General features: G+C 50.2%; 18 protein-coding genes and 1 pseudogene. 15 read left to right on the top strand and 4 right to left on the bottom strand.

Going from position 1 to position 22,979, the window contains the following annotated elements; genetic code table 11:
* The first annotated feature begins 160 nt into the window (after positions 1-160).
* On the top strand, positions 161-877 hold the full coding sequence (locus AC0IXI_RS19930; RefSeq protein WP_064516157.1) for a YggN family protein: 717 nt from the start codon (positions 161-163) through the stop codon (positions 875-877).
* A gap of 139 nt (positions 878-1,016) precedes the next feature.
* Here the strand turns inward: AC0IXI_RS19930 and leuD are convergent, their stop codons facing one another.
* The 4 genes and pseudogenes from leuD to leuA all read right to left on the bottom strand — a co-directional run bounded on the left by leuD (position 1,017) and on the right by leuA (position 5,698).
* Positions 1,017-1,622 carry a 3-isopropylmalate dehydratase small subunit gene (leuD, locus tag AC0IXI_RS19925; RefSeq protein WP_064516159.1) on the bottom strand — a complete coding sequence of 202 codons (606 nt, stop codon included), beginning with the start codon at positions 1,620-1,622 and terminating at the stop codon, positions 1,017-1,019.
* A 10-nt stretch (positions 1,623-1,632) separates the two neighbouring features.
* A pseudogene (leuC, locus tag AC0IXI_RS19920) lies at positions 1,633-3,031 on the bottom strand (3-isopropylmalate dehydratase large subunit).
* A 2-nt stretch (positions 3,032-3,033) separates the two neighbouring features.
* The gene (leuB, locus tag AC0IXI_RS19915; RefSeq protein WP_471682973.1) at positions 3,034-4,125 is read right to left on the bottom strand and encodes a 3-isopropylmalate dehydrogenase; all 1,092 of its coding nucleotides are present in this window, start codon (positions 4,123-4,125) and stop codon (positions 3,034-3,036) included.
* Between the two features lies 1 nt (position 4,126).
* A complete protein-coding gene (leuA, locus tag AC0IXI_RS19910; RefSeq protein ID WP_064516165.1) occupies positions 4,127-5,698 on the bottom strand; it encodes a 2-isopropylmalate synthase in 1,572 nt (523 codons plus the stop codon).
* Between the two features lie 835 nt (positions 5,699-6,533).
* Here leuA and leuO point away from each other — a divergent pair.
* The 14 genes from leuO (at position 6,534) to murG (ending at position 22,930) form a co-directional block, all read left to right on the top strand.
* On the top strand, positions 6,534-7,478 hold the full coding sequence (leuO, locus tag AC0IXI_RS19905) for a transcriptional regulator LeuO (RefSeq protein ID WP_134187116.1): 945 nt from the start codon (positions 6,534-6,536) through the stop codon (positions 7,476-7,478).
* Between the two features lie 411 nt (positions 7,479-7,889).
* Positions 7,890-9,614, top strand: coding sequence for an acetolactate synthase 3 large subunit (gene ilvI / locus AC0IXI_RS19900; protein WP_413499460.1), 1,725 nt, complete (start codon positions 7,890-7,892; stop codon positions 9,612-9,614).
* Positions 9,615-9,616: 2 nt separating this feature from the next.
* Entirely contained in the window at positions 9,617-10,108 is a 492-nt protein-coding gene (gene ilvN, locus AC0IXI_RS19895; protein ID WP_034460956.1) for an acetolactate synthase small subunit, read from the top strand.
* Between the two features lie 173 nt (positions 10,109-10,281).
* Complete coding sequence (gene cra, locus AC0IXI_RS19890) at positions 10,282-11,286, top strand: catabolite repressor/activator (RefSeq protein WP_064516171.1); 1,005 nt, start codon at positions 10,282-10,284, stop codon at positions 11,284-11,286.
* A 564-nt stretch (positions 11,287-11,850) separates the two neighbouring features.
* Complete coding sequence (gene mraZ / locus AC0IXI_RS19885; RefSeq protein ID WP_064516173.1) at positions 11,851-12,309, top strand: division/cell wall cluster transcriptional repressor MraZ; 459 nt, start codon at positions 11,851-11,853, stop codon at positions 12,307-12,309.
* Positions 12,310-12,312: 3 nt separating this feature from the next.
* On the top strand, positions 12,313-13,254 hold the full coding sequence (gene rsmH, locus AC0IXI_RS19880; RefSeq protein WP_424221745.1) for a 16S rRNA (cytosine(1402)-N(4))-methyltransferase RsmH: 942 nt from the start codon (positions 12,313-12,315) through the stop codon (positions 13,252-13,254).
* The gene (gene ftsL / locus AC0IXI_RS19875; RefSeq protein WP_134187112.1) at positions 13,251-13,616 is read left to right on the top strand and encodes a cell division protein FtsL; all 366 of its coding nucleotides are present in this window, start codon (positions 13,251-13,253) and stop codon (positions 13,614-13,616) included. Before rsmH ends, ftsL begins: the two co-directional genes overlap by 4 nt.
* A 15-nt stretch (positions 13,617-13,631) precedes the next feature.
* Complete coding sequence (locus tag AC0IXI_RS19870; protein WP_064516179.1) at positions 13,632-15,398, top strand: peptidoglycan glycosyltransferase FtsI; 1,767 nt, start codon at positions 13,632-13,634, stop codon at positions 15,396-15,398.
* The gene (gene murE, locus AC0IXI_RS19865) at positions 15,385-16,872 is read left to right on the top strand and encodes a UDP-N-acetylmuramoyl-L-alanyl-D-glutamate--2,6-diaminopimelate ligase (RefSeq protein ID WP_413499461.1); all 1,488 of its coding nucleotides are present in this window, start codon (positions 15,385-15,387) and stop codon (positions 16,870-16,872) included. The genes AC0IXI_RS19870 and murE overlap by 14 nt, the downstream gene beginning before the upstream one ends.
* Positions 16,869-18,227, top strand: a complete 1,359-nt coding sequence (murF, locus tag AC0IXI_RS19860) for a UDP-N-acetylmuramoyl-tripeptide--D-alanyl-D-alanine ligase (protein ID WP_424221742.1) — start codon at positions 16,869-16,871, stop codon at positions 18,225-18,227. Before murE ends, murF begins: the two co-directional genes overlap by 4 nt.
* Positions 18,221-19,303, top strand: coding sequence for a phospho-N-acetylmuramoyl-pentapeptide-transferase (gene mraY / locus AC0IXI_RS19855; RefSeq protein WP_034460947.1), 1,083 nt, complete (start codon positions 18,221-18,223; stop codon positions 19,301-19,303). Before murF ends, mraY begins: the two co-directional genes overlap by 7 nt.
* 2 nt (positions 19,304-19,305) lie before the next feature.
* Positions 19,306-20,622: a UDP-N-acetylmuramoyl-L-alanine--D-glutamate ligase gene (gene murD, locus AC0IXI_RS19850; RefSeq protein WP_134187106.1), complete on the top strand. Its 1,317-nt coding sequence runs from the start codon at positions 19,306-19,308 to the stop codon at positions 20,620-20,622.
* A complete protein-coding gene (ftsW, locus tag AC0IXI_RS19845; RefSeq protein ID WP_064516187.1) occupies positions 20,622-21,866 on the top strand; it encodes a cell division protein FtsW in 1,245 nt (414 codons plus the stop codon). The genes murD and ftsW overlap by 1 nt, the downstream gene beginning before the upstream one ends.
* Entirely contained in the window at positions 21,863-22,930 is a 1,068-nt protein-coding gene (gene murG, locus AC0IXI_RS19840) for an undecaprenyldiphospho-muramoylpentapeptide beta-N-acetylglucosaminyltransferase (protein WP_134187104.1), read from the top strand. Before ftsW ends, murG begins: the two co-directional genes overlap by 4 nt.
* The last annotated feature ends 49 nt before the right edge of the window (positions 22,931-22,979 follow it).

The raw sequence follows: 22,979 nt of genomic DNA, 5'->3' as shown, positions 1-22,979 counted from the left end.
GGCTTTCCTCGCTCACCCCAGTCACTTACTTAAGTAAGCTCCTGGGGATTCACTGCGTCGCCGCCTTCCTGCAACTCGAAATCTGTGGGTATATGCAGAATAATCAGGTCGGTGAAAACCGGCCTTTTTTTCTTAAATTTTTAGATGTTCAGGAGTCACTATGATTCGTAAGGCACTGATGGGCGTTCTGCTGCTAACTGCGATGCAGGCGCAGGCCGACTATAAATGCAGCGTCACGCCTCGCGATGACGTGGTAATCAACCCGCAATCCGTTCAGGTTGTTGGTGAGAATGGCAATCTGGTTATTGCCCCCGATGGCAGCCTGAAATTTAACGGCAAGCCACACACATTAAACGCAACGCAGCGCCAGTTGGCCCTGGATTACCAGAAAGCGTTGCGCACCGATCTCCCTTGGATCAACAACGGTGCACTGACACGTGTTGAAAAGGGTCGTGTCGCGCTGGATAAAATCATCGCTAAAGAAGTGGGTGAGAGCAGCAATATGCGTGGCCGTCTGACTAAACTCGACGCGCAGCTTAAAGAGCAGATGAACCGTATTATTGAAACCCGCCCGGATGGTTTAACCTTCCACTATAAAGCGATTGATCAAGTGCGCTCCGAAGGGCAACAGTTGGTGAATCAGGCGATGGGCGGCATCTTGCAGGACAGCATTAACGAAATGGGTGCTAAAGCGGTTCTGAAAGGTGGCGGCAATCCGCTGCAAGGCGTACTGGGAAGCCTGGGCGGCTTACAGACCTCGATTCAGAATGAGTGGAAAAATCAGGAAAAAGATTTCGAGCAGTTTGGCCGCGATGTGTGTAGCAAAGTGGTGACGCTGGAAGGGCAACGTAAAGGGCTGGTTGAGACACTTAAGTAATACGCTTCATACTTTAAGCTGACTCTTTGTTGGCTTCGTGCTCTCGCCCAGGTCACTTACTCATGTAAGCTCCCTGGGCCTCGAACACTTGCCGCCGCGATGCAGCTCGAATTATTTTGGGTATAAGACTTGCTGCTTATTAACGCATAAACGCCGGTTGTTTCTGCTCGTAAGCTGAAATTGAACCTTCGTGCTGTAACGTCAGACCGATACTATCGAGCCCTTCTAACATGCAGTGGCGGCGGAAAGTATCGATATTAAACGAATAGCTTTTCTCACCCGCAATTACGGTTTGTGCTTCCAGGTCGACCACGAATTTAATCCCCGGATTTGCCGCGACCAGCTTAAACAGCTCATCAACTTCTGCTTCGCTCAGCGTAACCGGCAGCAACTGATTATTGAATGAGTTGCCGTAGAAGATATCTGCAAAACTTGGCGCGATAACCACCTTGAAGCCGTAATCAGTTAATGCCCACGGCGCATGCTCACGCGAAGAACCACAGCCGAAGTTTTCACGCGCCAGTAAAATTGAAGCGCCTTTAAATTCCGGGAAGTTCAGCACGAACTCTGGGTTTGGCTGCTGGCCGGCATCATCCAGAAAACGCCAGTCGTTAAACAAGTGAGCACCAAAACCAGTGCGGGTCACCTTCTGCAAAAACTGCTTAGGAATAATTGCGTCGGTATCAACGTTTGCGGCATCCAGCGGAACGACCAGGCCGGTGTGTTGAATAAATTTCTCTGCCATGGTGTTTCCCTTATTTCAATGTGCGGATGTCAGCAAAATGACCAGAAACAGCGGCTGCTGCTGCCATTGCCGGGCTAACCAGGTGTGTACGACCACCGCGGCCCTGACGGCCTTCAAAGTTACGGTTGCTGGTGGATGCACAGCGTTCACCCGGCTCCAGGCGGTCGTTGTTCATCGCCAGACACATGGAGCAACCAGGTAAGCGCCATTCAAAGCCAGCTTCAATAAAGATCTTATCCAGACCTTCTGCTTCGGCCTGCGCTTTGACCGGACCGGAACCTGGAACTACCAACGCCTGCACGCCTGGTGCAACTTTACGGCCTTTGGCAATTTCTGCCGCAGCGCGCAAATCTTCAATGCGTGAGTTGGTGCATGAACCGATAAACACTTTATCGATAGCGACTTCGGTTAATGGAATGCCTGGTTTCAGGCCCATGTATGCCAGAGCTTTTTCAGCAGAGGCACGTTCAACCGGATCAGCGAAAGATTCAGGATTCGGGATGTTTTCGGTGACGGAAATGACCTGACCTGGGTTGGTGCCCCAGGTGACTTGCGGTGCAATGTCAGCCGCATCCAGGGTCACAATGCTGTCGAACTTAGCGCCTTCGTCAGTGCTAAAGGTTTTCCAGTAGGCGACGGCGTCATCCCAGCTTTCTGCTTTCGGTGCGTGCAGACGGCCTTTCACGTAGTTAAACGTGGTTTCGTCTGGTGCAACGATGCCCGCTTTGGCACCCATTTCGATTGCCATGTTGCACAATGTCATGCGGCCTTCCATCGACAGCGCCTGAATCGCACTACCACAGAATTCCACTACATGACCGGTGCCACCCGCACTGCCGGTTTTGCCAATGATTGCCAGCACGATATCTTTCGCGGTAATGCCCGGTGCAGCGGTGCCAGTCACTTCAATCTTCATAGTTTTGGCGCGGCCCTGTTTCAGGGTTTGCGTTGCCAGAACATGTTCAACTTCCGAAGTACCGATACCGAACGCCAATGCGCCAAATGCGCCGTGGGTTGCGGTGTGCGAGTCGCCACAAACGATGGTCATGCCAGGCAAAGTAATACCCTGCTCTGGGCCCATCACGTGGACGATGCCCTGGAACGGGTGGTTCAGGTCATATAATTCAACGCCGAACTCTTTGCAGTTTTTCATCAATTCCTGCATCTGAATGCGGGCCATTTCGCCGGAAGCGTTGATGTCTTTAGTCTGCGTAGAAACGTTGTGGTCCATGGTGGCAAATGTTTTACCTGGCTGACGCACCGGGCGCTTATGCGCACGCAAACCATCGAACGCCTGCGGGGAGGTCACTTCGTGCACCAGATGACGGTCGATGTACAACAGTGGTGTTTCATCGACTGCTTCGTAGACGACGGGCATCGTACAACTTTTGATATAACGTCTTCGCCATGATTATTTCCCCTCTGCCACGAAGCGAGCAATGGTATCGCCCATTTCGTCGGTGCTGATTGCATTGCCATCACGAGCCAAATCGCCGGTACGGAAACCTTCTTCCAGCGCAAGGTTGATAGCGTTTTCGATGGACAAAGCGGCCTCTTCAGCATCCAGGCTGTAGCGCAGTAACAGAGCCAGAGAAAGGATCTGCGCAATTGGGTTAGCAATATTTTTACCGGCGATATCAGGCGCGGAACCGCCCGCAGGTTCGTACAGGCCGAAACCTTGCTCGTTCAGGCTTGCGGAAGGCAGCATGCCCATAGAACCGGTGATCATCGCGCATTCGTCAGACAGAATGTCGCCAAACAGGTTGGAGCACAGCAGCACGTCAAACTGGGACGGATCTTTAATCAGCTGCATGGTGGCGTTGTCGATATACATGTGTGACAGCGCAACGTCCGGGTATTCTTTCGCGATTTCACCAACGATTTCGCGCCACATCACCGACGATTGCAACACGTTTGCTTTATCAATTGAGGTGACGATGCTGCGACGTTTACGAGCAGATTCAAAAGCGATGCGCGCAATACGCTCGATCTCAAAACGGTAATACACTTCGGTATCAAATGCTTTCTCGTGCATACCGGAACCTTCACGGCCTTTCGGCTGGCCGAAGTAGATCCCGCCAGTCAGTTCACGCACACACAGAATGTCAAAACCGTTCGCGGCGATGTCAGCACGCAGTGGGCAAAACTCTTCCAGACCCTGGTACAGGCGAGCAGGGCGCAGGTTACTGAACAACTTAAAGTGCTTACGCAGCGGCAATAATGCGCCACGCTCTGGCTGCTCGGCCGGAGGCAGGTGTTCCCACTTAGGGCCGCCCACGGAGCCGAACAGAATTGCGTCTGCTTGCTCGCAGCCTTCAACGGTAACGGGTGGCAGCGGGTTGCCGTGGCGGTCGATAGCAATGCCACCCACGTCATATTGACTGGTGGTAATGCGCATATCGAAGCGCGTACGAACTGCATCCAGCACTTTCAGCGCCTGAGCCATAACTTCTGGGCCAATGCCGTCACCCGGCAATACTGCTATATGATGAGTTTTTGACATGTCACACGGTTTCCTGATTATTTTCTTTATTATGAGCTTTGCGTTGCAATTCTTTTTCAACGATACCTGCACGCCAGATGTTGTTCAGCACGTTAATCATCGCTTTTGCCGAAGATTCAACGATATCAGTCGCCAGACCAACGCCATGGAAACGGCGGCCTTTATGGGTCACAACAATATCTACCTGACCCAACGCATCTTTACCCTGACCTTTCGCAGACAATTGGTATTTCACCAGTTCGACATCGTAATTGGTGATGCGGTTAATCGCCTGGTAAACCGCATCGACCGGGCCGTTACCTGTTGCTGCTTCAGACTGCGTTTCTTCACCGCACTGCAACTGGACAGAAGCGGTAGAAATCACGCTTGAGCCGGACTGCACGTTGAAGTATTCCATGCGGAAATGTTCTGGTTCTTCTTGCTGTTTGCCGATAAAGGCCAGTGCTTCCAAATCGTAATCAAAGACCTGACCTTTTTTGTCGGCCAGTTTCAGGAAGGCGTCGTACAAAGAATCCAGGTTGTAATCTTCTTCTTTATAGCCCATCTCTTCCATGCGGTGTTTCACCGCCGCACGGCCAGAACGGGATGTCAGGTTCAACTGCACCTGATTCAGACCGATAGTTTCCGGGGTCATGATTTCGTAGTTTTCGCGGTTTTTCAGCACGCCATCCTGGTGAATACCGGAGGAGTGTGCGAAAGCATTGGAGCCGACGATTGCTTTGTTGGCAGGGATTGGCATGTTGCACAGCTGGCTGACAATCTGACTGGTGCGGTAGATTTCATGGTGATTGATATTGGTATGCACGTCTAACATTTGGCCGCGTACTTTAATCGCCATGATGACTTCTTCCAGCGCGGTGTTACCGGCACGTTCGCCGATGCCGTTCAGTGTGCCTTCAACCTGACGGGCACCGGCCTGAATCGCAGCGATAGAGTTGCCGGTCGCCATGCCTAAATCGTCGTGGCAGTGCACAGAGATAATTGCTTTATCAATGTTAGGGACGCGGTTATACAAAGTCTGAATAATGCCGCCGAACTGCACTGGCGTGGTGTAACCCACAGTATCAGGGATGTTGATGGTTGTAGCACCTGCGCCAATAGCGGCTTCAACAATACGGCACAGGTTATCGATTGGAGTACGGCCAGCATCTTCACATGAGAACTCTACGTCATCGGTGTAGTTACGGGCGCGTTTAACAGAATTGACTGCACGAGCTAATACGTCATCGAAGGTGCTGCGTAATTTGGTTTCGATGTGCATGGTGGAAGTGGCCAAAAACACATGAATACGGAATGCTTCGGCAATCTTCAGCGCCTCGGCTGCAACATCGATATCTTTATCTACACAGCGAGCGAGGCCACATACACGGCTATTTTTGATATTGCGAGCGATGGTCTGTACAGATTCGAAGTCGCCAGGAGAGGAAACCGGGAAACCAACTTCCATTACGTCAACACCCATACGTTCCAGTGCCATCGCAATTTGCAGCTTCTCTTTTACACTCAGGCTTGCCTGTAATGCCTGCTCACCATCACGCAAAGTGGTATCGAAAATAATGACTTGTTGGCTCATGTTATGGTCCTTTCTCGTCTTAGGGGCCCTTGCTACGAGCATAAAAAAACCCGCGCAGTGGCGCGGGTTTTTTCTGTCTGATGGCTTGAATCAACGCTCGATTTCGCCCACCAGCCTACCGCGCAAAGAAGTTGCGTTTAGTAGTAGACCTAGTAGGCGAATGGTGCGAATCATGTTTTCAAGCCCCAAGTGAATTCGTTATGCATTTATTGGTACTTGATCTGCCCTGCTGTGTCAACAATCGATTCTCTCAGGCACAGTTTTGGCGATAGTAAGGTGGGTGTGACGGTCAGTTATTTATGCTGGTATATCAATTTTTCATAATATTTATAAAAGGTATGAAAAAGGACTGTTTACCGTTTTATGTAAAAATGAAATCGTCAGAAACAATTAAAAATAATATGTTTATTACCAGTATCATTCATCATGATTATGATTTATGAGGGTTAAAAAAGGCAAGAATCCAATTTTAGGAATTTATCTCCTTTCCTTATCACTCGATTATCAGTAGAAGTATTGCTTCAGACCCGCGATGTCATCCAAGATTGATATATAATTCATTGGGCGAATCATTGTGCGCTAAGTCATTTTGTGATTTCATTAGCATGTTCAGGAAATCAACTGACACAAAAAGTTATACACATCTTTATAGTTATAGCAGACTTGTCAGTAGCTGAAGCCGTATTGGCGTGTCAGGAAGCGTGAATTAAAAATTCTATTTTTAAATAATGTTTTCAATTGTATTGATCAGCATGCTCTGCTTAGCAAGTGATAATAGGGATAGCCCGCAGAGTTAATCTGTGAAAAAGGACGAACCATCTTAGTGGAGTTTGCCATGCCTGATAATTATGTAGAACAACCAACAGTACATGATGGGTTAAAACCTCAACTACGCTCTGTTGATTTAAATTTATTAACTGTATTCGATGCTGTTATGCAAGAGCAGAATATTACCCGTGCTGCTCAAACCCTGGGGATGTCTCAGCCCGCAGTGAGTAATGCGGTAGCCCGATTGAAAATAATGTTCAATGATGAGCTATTCGTACGTTATGGCCGAGGTATACAGCCTACGGCTCGCGCCTTCCAACTGTTTGGCGCCATTCGCCAGGCATTGCAGCTGGTACAGAATGAGTTACCAGGAGCAGGTTTTGACCCGAGCAGCAGTGAAAGGGTGTTTAACATTTGTGTCAGCAGCCCTTTAGATAATTTTTTAACCTCTGTTATCTTTAATAATGTGAAACGGTTTGCGCCAGGTATTCAGTTACTCTTTAAGTCGTCTTTAAATAAAGATATTGAACATCAATTACGTTATCAGGAAACAGAGTTTGTTATTAGCTATTCTGAATTTCGTCGTCCTGAGTTTACATGTATTCCACTATTTGAAGATGAAATGGTTCTGGTGGCGAGTAAGAAAAACCCACGCTTAGTTAACCCATTAACTGAAGAAGACGTTTATAACGAAAAACATGCGGTTGTTTCCCTGGATCGCTTTGCATCATTCAGTTCACCATGGTATCAAACAGCAGATAAACTAGCCTGTATTGCTTATCAAGGGATGGCAATGATCAGCGTTTTAAATATTGTGTCGCAGACTCAACTGGTTGCGATAGCTCCACGCTGGTTAGCTGAGGAGTTTTCTGAGTCACTTAATTTACAAACATTTCCACTGCCGCTTAAAGATAATACAGCTACTTGTTATTTATCGTGGCATGAAGCAGCAGGGCGCGATAAAGGGCATCAATGGATGGAAAAATTACTGACTACAGTATGCAGTAAGTAGATTTAGAATCCTTGTCTGCGTAAGCCGGATGGTTAAAACTATCCGGTTATCCTTCATTTATTAGCTTTTGTAGTTTTTTCCTCTTTAGTTGGTTTTGTTCCTTCTCTCCAGAACATATGATAAATCGTCCGCTAATTAGATTTATCCTGCAAAGCCATCATCCATAATATTTTCATTCATAGTTTCCGCTTATGATCAGAGCATAACTCTGTCAGCAGAGGGTTTTGTAGTGTTCGTAAGAAAATCCTTGTTTGAGACTTGAAGATTGGCAATTGATTGCCTGATTTTCAACGGTTATGTTAGGCAACTATCAATAATAAAAAGACATATGCAGGGCGCAATAACCTGCCTCAACGACTTAGCTGAAATGATTTCGGTGGTCGGTCAAACACGTAAGCCTGGAGGCAAACCATGGAGATGTTGTCAGGAGCCGAGATGGTCGTCCGATCGCTTATCGATCAGGGCGTTAAACATGTATTCGGTTACCCAGGAGGCGCAGTACTCGATATTTATGATGCGCTTCATACTATTGGCGGCATTGATCACGTGCTGGTACGCCATGAACAAGCGGCAGTGCATATGGCTGATGGCCTGGCACGTGCAACCGGTGAAGTGGGGGTCGTGCTGGTGACATCCGGTCCCGGTGCTACAAACGCAATCACCGGCATTGCTACGGCTTACATGGACTCCATTCCAATGGTGGTGCTTTCTGGTCAGGTTGCAACATCGCTGATTGGCTATGATGCATTCCAGGAATGCGACATGGTGGGGATTTCTCGCCCGGTCGTGAAACACAGCTTTTTAGTCAAACAAGCAGAAGACATTCCTGGCATCATCAAGAAAGCCTTCTGGCTTGCAGCAAGTGGCCGCCCAGGTCCGGTTGTGGTCGATTTGCCAAAAGACATTATGAGTCCGGCAAATAAGTTCCCTTATAGTTATCCCGAAACCGTCAGTATGCGTTCTTATAACCCGACCACTCAAGGTCACAAGGGGCAGATTAAGCGCGCATTGCAAACCTTGCTGGCGGCGAAAAAACCGGTCATGTATGTCGGTGGCGGTGCGATCACTTCTGCCTGTCATGATGAACTGCTTGAACTAGCCCAGAAGCTGAATATTCCGGTCGTATCCTCGTTAATGGGTCTTGGTGTGTTTCCAGGGACTCATCGGCAGGCTTTAGGCATGCTGGGGATGCACGGAACCTACGAAGCTAACATGGTGATGCACAACTCCGACGTGATTTTCGGGGTAGGTGTGCGCTTTGATGACCGTACCACCAACAATCTCGCGAAGTACTGTCCGAATGCGACGGTGCTGCATATTGATATCGACCCAACTTCTATTTCTAAAACTGTCGGTGCGGATATTCCTATTGTTGGCGATGCGCGCCAGGTTTTACAGCAAATGCTGGAGCTGATGGCGCAGGAAGATACGTCGCAGTCCTGCGATGATATCCGTGACTGGTGGCAACAGATTGAGCAATGGCGTGCGCGCCAGTGTCTGGAGTTTGACAGAACAAGCGATAAGATTAAGCCGCAGGCGGTGATTGAAACTATCTACCGTTTGACCAAAGGCGAGGCCTACGTCACTTCAGATGTCGGTCAACACCAAATGTTTGCTGCACTTTATTACACCTTTGATAAACCTCGCCGTTGGATTAACTCTGGCGGCCTCGGCACTATGGGCTTTGGTTTGCCAGCCGCACTGGGTGTGAAACTGGCATTGCCAGACGAGACCGTGGTTTGCGTTACGGGTGATGGCAGTATTCAAATGAATATCCAGGAACTCTCTACCGCGCTGCAATATGGTTTGCCGGTATTGGTGCTTAACCTCAACAACCGCTATCTCGGTATGGTGAAACAGTGGCAGGACATGATTTATTCTGGCCGCCATTCTCAATCCTATATGGAGTCGTTACCTGATTTTGTGCGCGTTGCGGAAGCTTATGGGCATGTAGGTATCAACATTAACCAGCCGCATGAGTTGGAAAGCAAGTTGATCGAAGCTCTGGAGGCCGTGCGTAACCAGCGTCTGGTATTTGTCGACGTCGCAGTTGATGGCACTGAGCATGTGTACCCAATGCAGATCCGTGGCGGTGGTATGGATGAGATGTGGTTAAGCAAAACGGAGAGAACCTGATTATGCGCCGGATATTATCTGTATTACTCGAAAATGAGTCCGGGGCGCTGTCCCGTGTAATAGGCTTATTTGCTCAGCGTGGTTACAACATTGAAAGTCTGACCGTGGCTCCGACTGATGATCCCACACTGTCTCGCATGACTATCCAAACGGTTGGTGATGCGAAAGTGCTGGAGCAGATTGAAAAACAGCTGCATAAACTGGTGGATGTCCTGCGTGTCAGCGAACTGGTGCAAGGGGCGCATGTCGAACGTGAAATCATGCTGGTAAAAGTGCAGGCGAGTGGTTACGGGCGTGAAGAAGTGAAGCGCAACGCGGAAATCTTCCGTGGGCAAATCATTGATGTCACACCAACGCTCTACACTGTTCAACTTGCTGGAACTAGCGACAAACTGGACGCATTCCTGAATACCATTCGTGAAGTGGCTAAGATTGTCGAAGTAGCACGCTCAGGTATTGTAGGCGTGTCGCGTGGCGATAAGATTATGCGCTAGCCTGTAATGGCGGCTAAATAATAAACCCGGTAAAACACGTACCGGGTTTTTTTTGCAAATAGCGCAGCAACTGCCAGCAAAAGCGGTTGCCCGAGGTATTATTCTGCGCTTAGATGATAAAAATGAAACCATGACCAGGGTATGGTTATGGAAATCCTAAATAAGGGGCTACTGTGAAATTGGATGAAATCGCGCGCCTGGCTGGAGTTTCGCGCACTACGGCGAGCTACGTCATCAACGGTAAGGCAAAACAGTATCGCGTTAGCGATAAGACCGTTGAGAAAGTCATGGCAGTTGTACGCGAACATAACTACCACCCGAATGCTGTGGCTGCAGGATTGCGTGCCGGGCGCACGCGTTCTATCGGATTAGTTATTCCAGACCTTGAAAACACAAGCTATACCCGTATCGCCAACTATCTGGAGCGCCAGGCTCGTCAGCGTGGATATCAGTTGCTTATCGCATGCTCGGAAGATCAGCCTGACAATGAAATGCGTTGTATTGAGCACCTGCTACAACGCCAGGTTGATGCGATCATTGTTTCAACGTCACTGCCGCCTGAACATCCATTCTATCAACGCTGGGCGAACGATCCTTTTCCCATCATCGCGCTCGATCGTGCATTAGATCGCGAAAATTTCATAAGCGTAGTCGGTGCAGACCAGGAAGATGCGGAAATGCTGGCCAGTGAGCTGCGTACTTTCCCTGCAGAAACGGTTCTTTATCTTGGCGCGTTGCCGGAGCTGTCAGTGAGCTACTTGCGCGAACAAGGTTTCCGTACCGCGTGGAAAGATGATCCACGTGAAGTGCACTTCTTATATGCCAACAGTTATGAGCGTGAAGCCGCAGCGCAGCTTTTTGACAAGTGGTTGGAAACGCACCCAATGCCACAGGCGCTCTATACCACCTCATTTGCATTATTGCAGGGTGTGATGGATGTAACTTTACGACGTGAAGGTCATTTGCCGTCAGAACTGGCTATTGCCACTTTCGGGGACAATGAATTGCTCGATTTCCTGCAATGTCCAGTCTTGGCTGTTGCGCAGCGCCACCGTGATGTAGCTGAGCGAGTACTGGAATTGGTATTGGCAAGCCTCGATGAGCCACGTAAACCTAAGCCTGGATTAACCCGTATTCGTCGTAATCTATATCGCCGTGGCAGTTTAAGTCGGCACTAACAAGAGATGGCAGTTACGGCTGCCATTCTTAATTAAGAATAATCCCGTTTTATATCCCATAGTTATTCAGGTAATTATTTTTCATTGATAATAGACACTTCTCTTAATTCCAGAATCGATATAATTCCTTCTTCTGAATTATTTTGTTACATAGCAGTGTGTAAAAGTGCCCGATAATTAAACAATAGTTCTCAGTGACCATTCAAACTAACCCGCAGCCCGCGTTTCGCCTGCATCTGGCGCTGTTATCCTGCAGAGAAATACCTTAAAATGCCGACCGCGTCGCAAACTGAACACTTCATATTTTACCTTGCAGGTTTTCAGTCGATTTAACGATATTTATGCTTATTGATCTTTTTTCTTTCAAATATTCATAACGTTAATTTTGCATCGTGGATGTAGCGCCTTTTCACGCCAGTCATTTATCAATCGCTTAGGAGATGAAAATTATTTCCATTAGCGTTGTAGCTTGCTTGACAAGGTTTTCCTCCGCTCCGTAAACTCCTTTAGGTGGGATTTTGTGGGTCAAAGTGGTGGAAAGGGGAATTTAAGGGTGAGGCTGGCATGTTCCGTGGGGCAACATTAGTCAATCTCGACAGCAAAGGGCGGCTTGCCGTACCTACCCGTTACCGGGATGCGCTTGTCGAAACCTCTGAAGGTCAGATGGTTTGTACCATCGACATCCATCACCCATGCCTGCTGCTTTATACCCTTCCCGAGTGGGAAATTATTGAACAAAAGCTAGCTCGTCTGTCGAGCATGAACCCTGTTGAACGTCGCGTGCAGCGATTATTACTGGGGCATGCCAGTGAATGTCAGATGGATAGCGCCGGGCGATTATTGCTAGCACCTGTTTTGCGCCAATACGCCGGGCTAACCAAAGAAGTGATGCTGGTTGGGCAGTTCAATAAGTTTGAACTGTGGGATGAAACGACCTGGCATCAACAGGTCAAGGAAGACATCGACGCTGAGCAGGCTACGACAACCACCTTGTCGGACCGTCTGCAGGACTTGTCACTATAAATAATGATGGAAAATTTTAAACATACTTCAGTCCTGCTTGATGAGGCCGTGAATGGTCTCAACATTCGTCAGGATGGCATCTACATAGATGGCACTTTTGGCCGCGGTGGCCACTCTCGCTTGATTCTTTCCCAACTGGGACCAGAAGGGCGCCTGTTGGCAATTGACCGTGATCCTCAAGCGATTGAGGCTGCCAGGGCAATTGATGATCCGCGCTTCTCTATCATTCATGGGCCTTTCTCTGAATTAGCTGAATACGCACGCGAACGCGACTTGCTGGGAAAAATTGACGGCATCCTGTTGGATCTTGGCGTTTCTTCCCCGCAACTCGATGATGCAGAACGCGGCTTCTCGTTTATGCGTGATGGCCCGTTGGATATGCGTATGGACCCGACTCGTGGCCAGTCAGCTGCCGAATGGTTGCTCAGTGCTGAAGAAACAGATATCGCCTGGGTGATTAAAACCTTCGGTGAAGAAAAGTTTGGCAAACGTATTGCGCGCGCCATTATCGAGCGCAACCGCGAACAGCCAATGACACGCACTAAAGAACTTGCGACGGTTGTAGCAGCAGCAATGCCGGTTAAAGACAAATTCAAACACCCGGCCACGCGTACTTTCCAGGCAATTCGTATCTGGATCAACAGTGAACTTGATGAGATCGAGAAGGCACTGAAAGGCTCGATTGAAACGCTCGCAACGGGTGGCCGCCTGTCAATTATCAGTTTCCACTCTCTGGAAGACCGAATTGTTAAGCGCTTTATGCGTGAAAACACCCGTGGACCACAGGTTCCGGCTGGTATCCCAATGACTGAAGCCCAGTTGAATAAGCTTGGTGGCAGATATTTAAAATCAATTGGCAAAATGATGCCAGGCGATGAAGAAGTGGCGGAAAACCCGCGCGCGCGTAGTTCGGTTCTGCGCATCGCTGAAAGGACGAACGCATGATCAGCAGAGTGGCAGAAGCCCTGAATAAAGTTACTGGCCAGTTAAGCAGTGGCGAGCGGCATGCATTACCAACAGTGATTGGTGGTGATTTGCTGCGTCATGGGAAACTACCGCTGATCTTGTTCACCGCCATTATCGTTACCGCCATTTTTGTTGTGACAACCGCTCACCACACCCGTCTGCTTACCGCTCAGCGTGAGCAAATGGTTGTGGAACGTGATGCGCTGGATATCGAATGGCGAAATCTGATTTTGGAAGAAAATGCACTGGGCGATCATAGCCGGGTGGAGCGGGTCGCAACGGAAAAGCTGCAATTGCAGCATGTTGACCCATCGCAGGAAAACATTGTAGTTCAGCAATAAGGAATCGCGTGGCAGATGAGAGCAGCGGCAAAAACGCTTAAACCGAAACGCCAGGAAGAACAGGCCAACTTTGTAAGTTGGCGTTTTGCGTTGCTTTGCGGTTGCATTTTGCTGGCGCTGGTTTTCTTGCTGGGGCGCGTTGCCTGGCTGCAAATCATTGCGCCAGATATGCTGGTTCGCCAGGGAGACATGCGCTCTTTGCGTGTGCAGGAAGTCTCTACTTCTCGTGGCATGATTAGCGATCGCGCTGGTCGCCCATTGGCAGTAAGCGTGCCGGTGAATGCGATTTGGGCCGACCCGAAAGAGCTGCATGATGCAGGTGGTATTACGCTGGACAACCGCTGGAAAGCGCTGGCGGATGCTCTGAAAATCCCTCTTGACCAACTAGCTTCCCGTGTTAACAGCAACCCGAAAGGCCGATTTATTTATCTCGCTCGTCAGGTAAACCCTGATATTGGCGATTACATCAAAAAACTGAAACTTCCCGGCATTCATTTACGCCAGGAATCTCGTCGTTACTACCCTTCAGGCGAAGTAACCGCTCACCTCATTGGCTTCACTAACGTAGATAGCCAGGGTATCGAGGGCGTTGAAAAAAGCTTCGACAAATGGCTGACCGGCCAACCGGGCGAGCGCGTCGTGCGTAAAGACCGTTTCGGGCGTGTTATTGAAGATATTTCTTCAACCGATAGCCAGGCTGCTCATAACCTGGCTTTGAGCATTGACGAACGCTTGCAGGCTCTGGTTTATCGCGAACTCAACAACGCGGTGGCTTTCAACAAAGCAGAATCAGGTAGTGCGGTGTTGGTGGATGTCAGCACGGGTGAAGTATTAGCGATGGCAAACAGCCCATCCTATAACCCAAATAATTTAAGCGGAACCCCGAAAGACGTGATGCGTAACCGTACCATTACGGACGTTTTCGAGCCGGGTTCGACAGTGAAACCTATGGTGGTCATGACTGCGCTGCAACGTGGCGTGGTACGTGAGAATACCGTTCTGAATACCGTGCCGTACCGCATTAATGGTCATGAGATCAAAGATGTGGCGCGCTACAGCGAATTGACCCTTACCGGGGTGCTACAGAAGTCGAGTAACGTCGGGGTTTCTAAACTGGCGTTAGCGATGCCCTCCTCAGCGTTGGTAGATACTTATTCACGTTTTGGATTGGGAAAAGCGACCAACTTGGGGCTGGTCGGAGAACGCAGTGGCTTATATCCGCAAAAACAACGGTGGTCTGACATAGAGAGGGCCACCTTCTCTTTCGGCTACGGGCTAATGGTAACCCCGTTACAGTTAGCGCGAGTCTACGCAACGATTGGCAGCTACGGCGTGTATCGCCCACTGTCGATTACGAAGGTTGATCCACCCGTTCCAGGTGAACGTATTTTCCCTGAACAGTTGGTTCGTACCGTCGTTCATATGATGGAAAGTGTGGCATTGCCTGGTGGTGGTGGTGTTAAAGCCGCCATCAAAGGCTACCGCATTGCAATTAAGACCGGTACGGCGAAAAAAGTCGGTCCGGACGGAAAATACGTCAACAAATACATTGCTTACACCGCAGGCGTAGCGCCAGCAAGTAACCCTCGATTTGCGCTGGTTGTGGTGATTAACGACCCACAAGCAGGGAAATATTACGGTGGTGCCGTCTCTGCACCTGTGTTCGGTGCCATTATGGGCGGCGTTCTGCGCACCATGAATATCGAACCGGATGCTCTGGCGACAGGTGAAAAAAGTGAATTTGTAATCAATCAAAATGAGGGATCAGGTGGCAGATCGTAATTTGCGCGACCTTCTTGCTCCGTGGGTGCCACAAGCGCCGGAGAGAGCTCTGCGAGAAATGACACTCGATAGCCGCGTGGCGGCATCGGGCGACCTTTTTGTGGCTATAGTCGGTCATCAGGCGGACGGGCGTCGATATATCCCGCAGGCAATAGCGCAAGGTGTAGCCGCTATCGTTGCTGAAGCTGAAGGCGAAGCAGTAGATGGCGAAATCCGTGAAATGCACGGTGTGCCGGTTATTTATCTGAGCCAATTGCATCAACGACTTTCTGCTTTGGCTGGGCGTTTTTACAACGAACCCTCAAGTGCATTACGCCTGGTTGGCGTAACGGGCACAAATGGCAAAACCACGACCGCTCAGTTGCTCGCGCAGTGGAGCCAGCTGTTGGGCGAAACCAGTGCCGTTATGGGTACTGTGGGTAACGGTTTACTCGGAAATGTGAAACCTACCGAAAACACCACTGGTTCTGCAGTCGACGTGCAGCACGTGCTGGCGGCCCTGGCTGATGAAGGCGCGAGCTTTGCAGCGATGGAAGTTTCCTCACACGGGTTGGTTCAGCATCGTGTTTCCGCATTGAAATTTGCCGCCAGCGTATTCACCAATCTCAGCCGCGATCATCTTGATTACCACGGTGATATGGCAGGCTATGAAGCCGCCAAATGGCTGCTGTTCTCAGAACATGATTACGGGCATGCGGTTATCAATGCTGATGATGAAGTCGGACGCAATTGGTTAGCGCGTTTGCCTGACGCTGTTGCCGTTACGATGGAAGATAATTTACAGCCTGGCTGTCGTGGCCGTTGGTTGAAAGCAACCAACGTGCATTATCACGATGGCGGGGCCACTATCCAGTTCAGCTCTTCATGGGGCGATGGTGAAATCGAAAGTCGCCTGATGGGGGCTTTCAACGTCAGCAACTTGTTGTTAGCGCTGGCCACTCTGTTAGTGCTGGATTACCCACTCGAAGAATTGCTGAAAACGGCTCCGAGCCTGCAACCTGTTTGCGGTCGCATGGAAGTTTTCGCAGCTCCTGGTAAGCCGACGGTTGTAGTGGATTATGCCCATACGCCAGATGCGCTGGAAAAAGCCCTGCAGGCAGCTCGTTTACATTGTAGCGGCAAGCTGTGGTGTGTCTTCGGCTGCGGCGGTGACCGTGATAAAGGTAAGCGCCCAATTATGGGTGGTATCGCTGAACAGTATGCCGATGTTGTTGTTGTTACCGATGACAACCCTCGCACTGAAGAGCCAAAAGCGATCGTTGCCGATATTCTTGTCGGTATGCTGGATGCTGGTCGTGTACATGTGGTTTCAGGCCGTGCCGAAGCTGTCACTAACGCAGTTATGCAAGCGCAAGAGAATGATGTGGTTCTGGTGGCCGGGAAAGGTCATGAGGATTATCAAATTGTGGGTGTACGCCGTCTGGACTACTCCGACCGTGTCACTGTCGCCCGTCTGTTGGGGGTTGTGGCATGATCCGCGTTTCCTTGAGCCAACTTGCCACTGTCCTGAAGGGAGAGTTGCATGGTGCTGACGCTGATATCATTGATGTCACTACCGACACGCGCAAATTAACGCAGGGCTGTCTGTTCGTCGCACTGAAAGGTGAGCGTTTTGATGCTCATGACTTTGCGCAAGATGCCGTGAAGGGTGGGGCAGGGGCGTTATTGGTTAGCCGCAAGTTAGCTATCAATGTTCCACAGCTAGTAGTGGCCGATACGCATCAGGCATTTGGCGAGCTCGGAGCCTGGGTGCGTCAGCAAGTTCCAACACGTATTGTCGCGCTGACCGGTTCTTCCGGTAAAACCTCTGTAAAAGAGATGACCGCATCTATTTTGCGTGAGTGCGGTAACACCTTATATACCGCTGGCAATCTGAATAACGATATTGGCGTGCCAATGACGTTGTTACGCCTGACGCCAGAACATGAATATGCGGTTATTGAGCTCGGTGCGAATCACCAGGGTGAAATCGCCTGGACTGTGAACCTCACACGCCCGGAAGCTGCGTTGGTCAATAACCTGGCAGCTGCACACCTGGAAGGGTTTGGGTCGCTTGCCGGTGTGGCGAAAGCAAAAGGTGAAATCTTCACTGGTTTGCCTGAGAACGGCATCGCTATTCTCAACGCAGATAACAATGATTGGCTGAACTGGCAGGAAGTGATTGGTGAGCGCAAAGTATGGCGCTTCTCACCTAATGCCACAGGCAGTGATTTTACTGCAACCAATGTGCACATTACTGCGCATGGCACCGATTTCACCATCAAAACACCAATGGGTGACGTTGATGTTACGCTCCCACTTCCTGGTCGCCATAACATTGCTAATGCGCTGGCTGCGGCCTCACTTGCGATGTCAGTGGGCGCTTCTCTGGAGGCGGTTAAAACCGGCCTGGCAGGTCTTAAAGCCGTTCCCGGGCGTCTGTTCCCGATTCAACTTTCTGAAAACCAACTACTCCTCGACGACAGTTACAACGCCAATGTGGGGTCGATGACCGCTGCAGCACAGGTGCTGTCTGAAATGCCGGGTTACCGCGTGATGGTGGTCGGTGATATGGGTGAGTTGGGTGCAGAGTCTGTTGAATGCCATCGTCAGGTGGGTGAAGCAGCAAAAGCGTCAGGCATTGATTGCGTACTAAGTGTGGGCACACAGAGCGAAACAATCAGTACCGCCTCTGAAGTTGGCGAACATTTTACCGATAAGCCTTCTTTAATTATGCGCCTGAGGGCGCTACTCGCTGAGCATTCAATGATTACCATTTTAGTGAAGGGTTCACGTAGTGCCGCCATGGAACAGGTAGTACACGCATTACAGGAGAATGGAACATGTTAGTTTGGCTGGCCGAACACTTGGTCAAATATTATTCCGGCTTTAACGTCTTTTCCTATCTGACGTTTCGCGCCATTGTCAGCCTGCTGACTGCTCTGTTCATCTCGTTATGGATGGGGCCGCGTATGATTGCTCGTTTGCAGCAACTCTCCTTCGGCCAGGTTGTGCGTAACGACGGCCCGGAATCTCACTTCAGCAAACGCGGTACACCAACGATGGGCGGGATTATGATCCTGACTTCTATCGTTATCTCCGTGTTGATGTGGGCATATCCATCAAATCCTTATGTCTGGTGTGTGTTGTTCGTGCTGATCGGTTACGGGGTGATTGGTTTTATCGATGACTACCGCAAAGTGGTGCGTAAAGACACTAAAGGTCTGATTGCACGATGGAAATACTTCTGGATGTCGGTCATCGCGCTGGCTGTAGCTTTCACGATGTACAGCGTAGGAAAAGGAACGCCAGCCACCGAGCTGGTTGTGCCGTTCTTTAAAGATGTAATGCCGCAGCTTGGTCTTTTCTACGTGCTGTTGGCGTACTTTGTTATCGTCGGCACTGGTAACGCAGTAAACCTGACTGATGGCCTGGATGGGTTGGCGATTATGCCAACCGTGCTGGTGGCATCAGGTTTTGCGCTGGTTGCCTGGGCGACCGGTAACATTAAGTTTGCAGAGTATCTGCATATTCCTTATCTACGTCATGCCGGGGAACTGGTCATCGTCTGTACGGCGATTGTTGGTGCGGGGCTTGGTTTCTTATGGTTCAACACCTACCCGGCGCAAGTATTTATGGGCGATGTGGGTTCATTAGCTCTGGGCGGTGCGCTCGGAACAATCGCTGTACTGTTGCGTCAGGAATTCCTGCTGGTAATCATGGGCGGCGTGTTTGTGGTTGAAACGCTATCGGTCATCTTGCAAGTCGGCTCCTTCAAATTGCGCGGGCAGCGCATTTTCCGCATGGCCCCAATTCATCACCATTATGAATTGAAAGGTTGGCCGGAGCCGCGAGTCATTGTGCGCTTCTGGATTATTTCGCTGATGCTGGTCCTGATTGGCCTGGCTACCCTGAAGGTGCGTTAACTATGACTGATTACCAGGGTAAAAATGTCGTCATTATCGGATTAGGCCTCACGGGCCTGTCCTGCGTGGACTTTTTCCTTGCGCGTGGTGTTACACCACGTGTGATGGACACCCGCATTTCACCGCCGGGTCTTGAGAAATTGCCTGAATCGGTGGCGCGACATACTGGCTCACTCAACGAAGACTGGTTGTTAGCGGCTGACTTGATTATTGCCAGCCCTGGTATCGCCGTAGCCCATCCTGCTTTGACCCGTGCGGCAGATGCCGGTGTTGAAATTGTGGGTGATATCGAACTCTTTTGCCGCGAAGCACAAGCTCCGATTGTGGCGATTACTGGCTCGAATGGTAAAAGCACTGTCACCACTTTAGTCGGTGAAATGGCTAAAGCAGCTGGTGTGAATGTGGGTGTCGGTGGAAATATCGGCCTGCCCGCGTTAATGCTGCTGGAGCCAAATCGTGAGCTTTACGTGCTTGAGTTATCCAGCTTTCAGTTAGAAACCACCTTTAGCCTGAAAGCTGCTGCAGCGACGATTCTTAACGTCACTGAAGACCATATGGACAGGTATCCGTTTGGTCTGCAGCAGTATCGTGCAGCCAAATTACGTGTTTATGAAAACGCCGCTGTTTGTGTAGTCAACGCCGATGATGCGCTGACGATGCCTGTGCGTGGTGCAGATGAACGCTGCATCAGCTTTGGCGTCGACGTAGGTGACTATCACCTTAATCACCAGCAAGGCGATACTTGGCTGCGGGTGAAAGGCGAGAAAATATTGAACACCAAAGAAATGAAAGTGGTTGGTCGTCATAACTACACCAACGCACTTGCTGCACTTGCGCTGGCCGATGCAGTAAAACTTCCGCGCTCCAGCAGCCTAAAAGCACTTACAACATTTACCGGTCTTGCTCATCGCTTCCAGCTTGCCTGGGAACGTAACGGCGTGCGCTGGATTAACGATTCTAAAGCAACCAATGTTGGCAGCACTGAAGCGGCGCTAAATGGCTTGAAAGTTGAAGGTACGCTGCATCTGTTGTTAGGGGGTGACGGCAAATCTGCTGATTTCTCTTCACTTGCTCAATACCTGCAAGGCTCTGCAATTCGTCTTTACTGTTTTGGCCGCGATGGTGCTGAACTTGCTGCATTGCGTCCGGATGTTGCTGAGCAAACTGAAACGATGGAACAGGCGATGAAATTAATCGCTTCTCGTGTCAAGACAGGTGATATGGTTCTGCTTTCCCCTGCTTGTGCAAGCCTCGATCAGTTCAAAAACTTTGAGCAACGTGGTGACCAATTCACCTTACTTGCGAAGGAGCTTGGCTGATGCGCTTATCTCTCCCTCGCCTGCGTATGCCTCGCGTGCCTGGATTTGCCATCCTGGCCTGGTTGGGTTCGGCGCTTAAAGGCTGGGTGATGGGCACCAAGGAAGCAGATTCCAATAACATCGTGATGTATGACCGCACGTTGTTATGGCTGACTTTCGGGTTAGCAGCTGTCGGTTTCATTATGGTGACATCTGCATCTATGCCAGTAGGGCAGCGCCTGGCCAATGATCCCTTCCTGTTTGCGAAACGCGACGGGTTGTACATCATTCTGGCGTTTGCTCTGGCAATGGTGACATTGCGCCTGCCGATGGATTTCTGGCAGCGTCACAGTACCGCAATGCTGTTGCTCTCTATCGCTATGCTATTGATTGTACTGGTTGTCGGTAGCTCGGTTAACGGTGCATCACGTTGGATTGCTTTCGGCCCGTTGCGTATTCAGCCAGCTGAGTTCACTAAGCTGTCGTTGTTCTGTTATCTCGCCAACTATCTGGTTCGTAAGGTTGATGAAGTGCGTAATAACCTGCGCGGCTTCCTCAAACCGATGGGCGTGATTCTGGTATTAGCCGTGCTGCTACTGGCGCAGCCTGACCTTGGTACGGTGGTTGTGCTGTTTGTTACTACGCTTGCGATGCTGTTCCTGGCGGGAGCCAAACTCTGGCAGTTCCTGGCGATTATCGGTATGGGTATCTCAGCCGTTATTTTGCTGATCCTTGCTGAACCGTATCGTATCCGCCGCGTAACGTCATTCTGGAATCCATGGGATGACCCATTTGGTAGTGGTTACCAGCTAACACAGTCTCTGATGGCATTTGGCCGCGGCGAATTGTGGGGGCAGGGCTTAGGTAACTCGGTTCAAAAACTTGAATATTTACCAGAAGCACATACCGACTTCATCTTCTCGATTATCGGAGAAGAGCTGGGATATATCGGTGTGGTACTAGCTTTATTGATGGTATTCTTCGTGGCTTTTCGTGCGATGTCCATTGGCAAACGTGCATTAGAAATGGACCAGCGTTTTGCGGGCTTCTTAGGTTGCTCAATTGGAGTCTGGTTTAGTTTCCAGGCACTGGTAAACGTGGGTGCAGCAGCGGGTATGCTGCCAACGAAAGGCCTGACATTACCACTGATCAGTTACGGTGGTTCGAGTCTATTAATTATGTCTACAGCAATCATGATGTTGCTGCGTATCGATCATGAAACACGTCTGGCCAAAGCGCAGGCGTTTACGAAGGGTGTGCGATGAGTAATCAAACCCGGCGGTTAATGGTGATGGCAGGCGGGACCGGTGGGCATGTGTTCCCGGGTCTTGCAGTGGCTCATCATTTAATGGCTCAGGGCTGGCAAGTACGCTGGCTCGGAACCGCCGATCGTATGGAAGCTGACTTAGTTCCTAAGCATGGGATTGAGATCGATTTTATTCGTATTTCAGGCTTGCGTGGTAAAGGCCTGAAAGCAATGTTGCTGGCGCCGGTTCGTATTTTCAATGCATGGCGTCAAGCGCGGGCCATCATGAAAGCCTATCGTCCGGACGTGGTTCTGGGGATGGGTGGTTATGTGTCAGGTCCTGGTGGTCTGGCGGCATGGTCACTGGGTATTCCGGTGGTGTTGCATGAGCAAAACGGTATTGCCGGGTTAACCAACAAATGGCTGTCAAAGATCGCTAAAAAAGTGATGCAGGCGTTTCCGGGTGCATTCCCAAATGCTGACGTAGTGGGCAACCCGGTACGTACCGATGTGCTGGCTTTACCATTGCCACAAGAACGTTTTGCCGGGCGCGAAGGCCCTGTGCGGGTATTAGTTGTTGGTGGTTCTCAGGGCGCGCGCGTGCTGAACCAGACCATCCCGCAAGTTGCCGGTCGCCTGGGCGATGCTGTCACCATTTGGCACCAGAGTGGCAAAGGTGGCGAAGAGTTTGTTACGCAAGGTTATGCAGACGCAGGACAGCCTCAGCATAAAGTAACCGAGTTTATTGATGATATGGCCGCCGCCTACGCGTGGGCCGATGTCGTGGTCTGCCGCTCCGGTGCATTAACCGTTAGCGAAGTCGCGGCCGCAGGGTTACCTGCACTGTTTGTTCCCTTCCAGCACAAAGACCGGCAGCAATACTGGAATGCGCTGCCGTTGGAAAAAGCTGGAGCGGCAAAAATACTGGAGCAACCGCAGTTTACCGTGGATGCCGTTACCCAAACTCTCGCCGGATGGGACAGAGCAACGTTATTGGCAATGGCTGAGCGTGCGCGTGCTGTATCCATTCCTGATGCCACAGAGCGGGTAGCAAAAGAAGTGAGCGCCGCAGCACTGGCGTAATCATTGTGGGCGGCTGTGTTGCCCATGAATATTTGAAGTAATGGCGTTC

The sequence above is a fragment of the Buttiauxella sp. AC038 genome (assembly GCF_979253565.1).
The sequence above is the reverse complement of the archived record's forward strand: the minus strand, read 5'-3'. Positions and strand labels throughout refer to the sequence as shown.

Coding starts and splice junctions, on each gene's coding strand:
- leuA (WP_064516165.1), bottom strand. CDS start 5,698: ATGAGCCAACAAGTCATTATTTTCGATACCACTTTGCGTGATGGTGAG.
- murF (WP_424221742.1), top strand. CDS start 16,869: ATGATCCGCGTTTCCTTGAGCCAACTTGCCACTGTCCTGAAGGGAGAG.
- ilvN (WP_034460956.1), top strand. CDS start 9,617: ATGCGCCGGATATTATCTGTATTACTCGAAAATGAGTCCGGGGCGCTG.
- rsmH (WP_424221745.1), top strand. CDS start 12,313: ATGATGGAAAATTTTAAACATACTTCAGTCCTGCTTGATGAGGCCGTG.
- leuD (WP_064516159.1), bottom strand. CDS start 1,622: ATGGCAGAGAAATTTATTCAACACACCGGCCTGGTCGTTCCGCTGGAT.
- AC0IXI_RS19930 (WP_064516157.1), top strand. CDS start 161: ATGATTCGTAAGGCACTGATGGGCGTTCTGCTGCTAACTGCGATGCAG.
- leuO (WP_134187116.1), top strand. CDS start 6,534: ATGCCTGATAATTATGTAGAACAACCAACAGTACATGATGGGTTAAAA.
- ilvI (WP_413499460.1), top strand. CDS start 7,890: ATGGAGATGTTGTCAGGAGCCGAGATGGTCGTCCGATCGCTTATCGAT.
- mraZ (WP_064516173.1), top strand. CDS start 11,851: ATGTTCCGTGGGGCAACATTAGTCAATCTCGACAGCAAAGGGCGGCTT.
- mraY (WP_034460947.1), top strand. CDS start 18,221: ATGTTAGTTTGGCTGGCCGAACACTTGGTCAAATATTATTCCGGCTTT.
- murD (WP_134187106.1), top strand. CDS start 19,306: ATGACTGATTACCAGGGTAAAAATGTCGTCATTATCGGATTAGGCCTC.
- AC0IXI_RS19870 (WP_064516179.1), top strand. CDS start 13,632: ATGAGAGCAGCGGCAAAAACGCTTAAACCGAAACGCCAGGAAGAACAG.
- murG (WP_134187104.1), top strand. CDS start 21,863: ATGAGTAATCAAACCCGGCGGTTAATGGTGATGGCAGGCGGGACCGGT.
- leuB (WP_471682973.1), bottom strand. CDS start 4,125: ATGTCAAAAACTCATCATATAGCAGTATTGCCGGGTGACGGCATTGGC.
- ftsW (WP_064516187.1), top strand. CDS start 20,622: ATGCGCTTATCTCTCCCTCGCCTGCGTATGCCTCGCGTGCCTGGATTT.
- ftsL (WP_134187112.1), top strand. CDS start 13,251: ATGATCAGCAGAGTGGCAGAAGCCCTGAATAAAGTTACTGGCCAGTTA.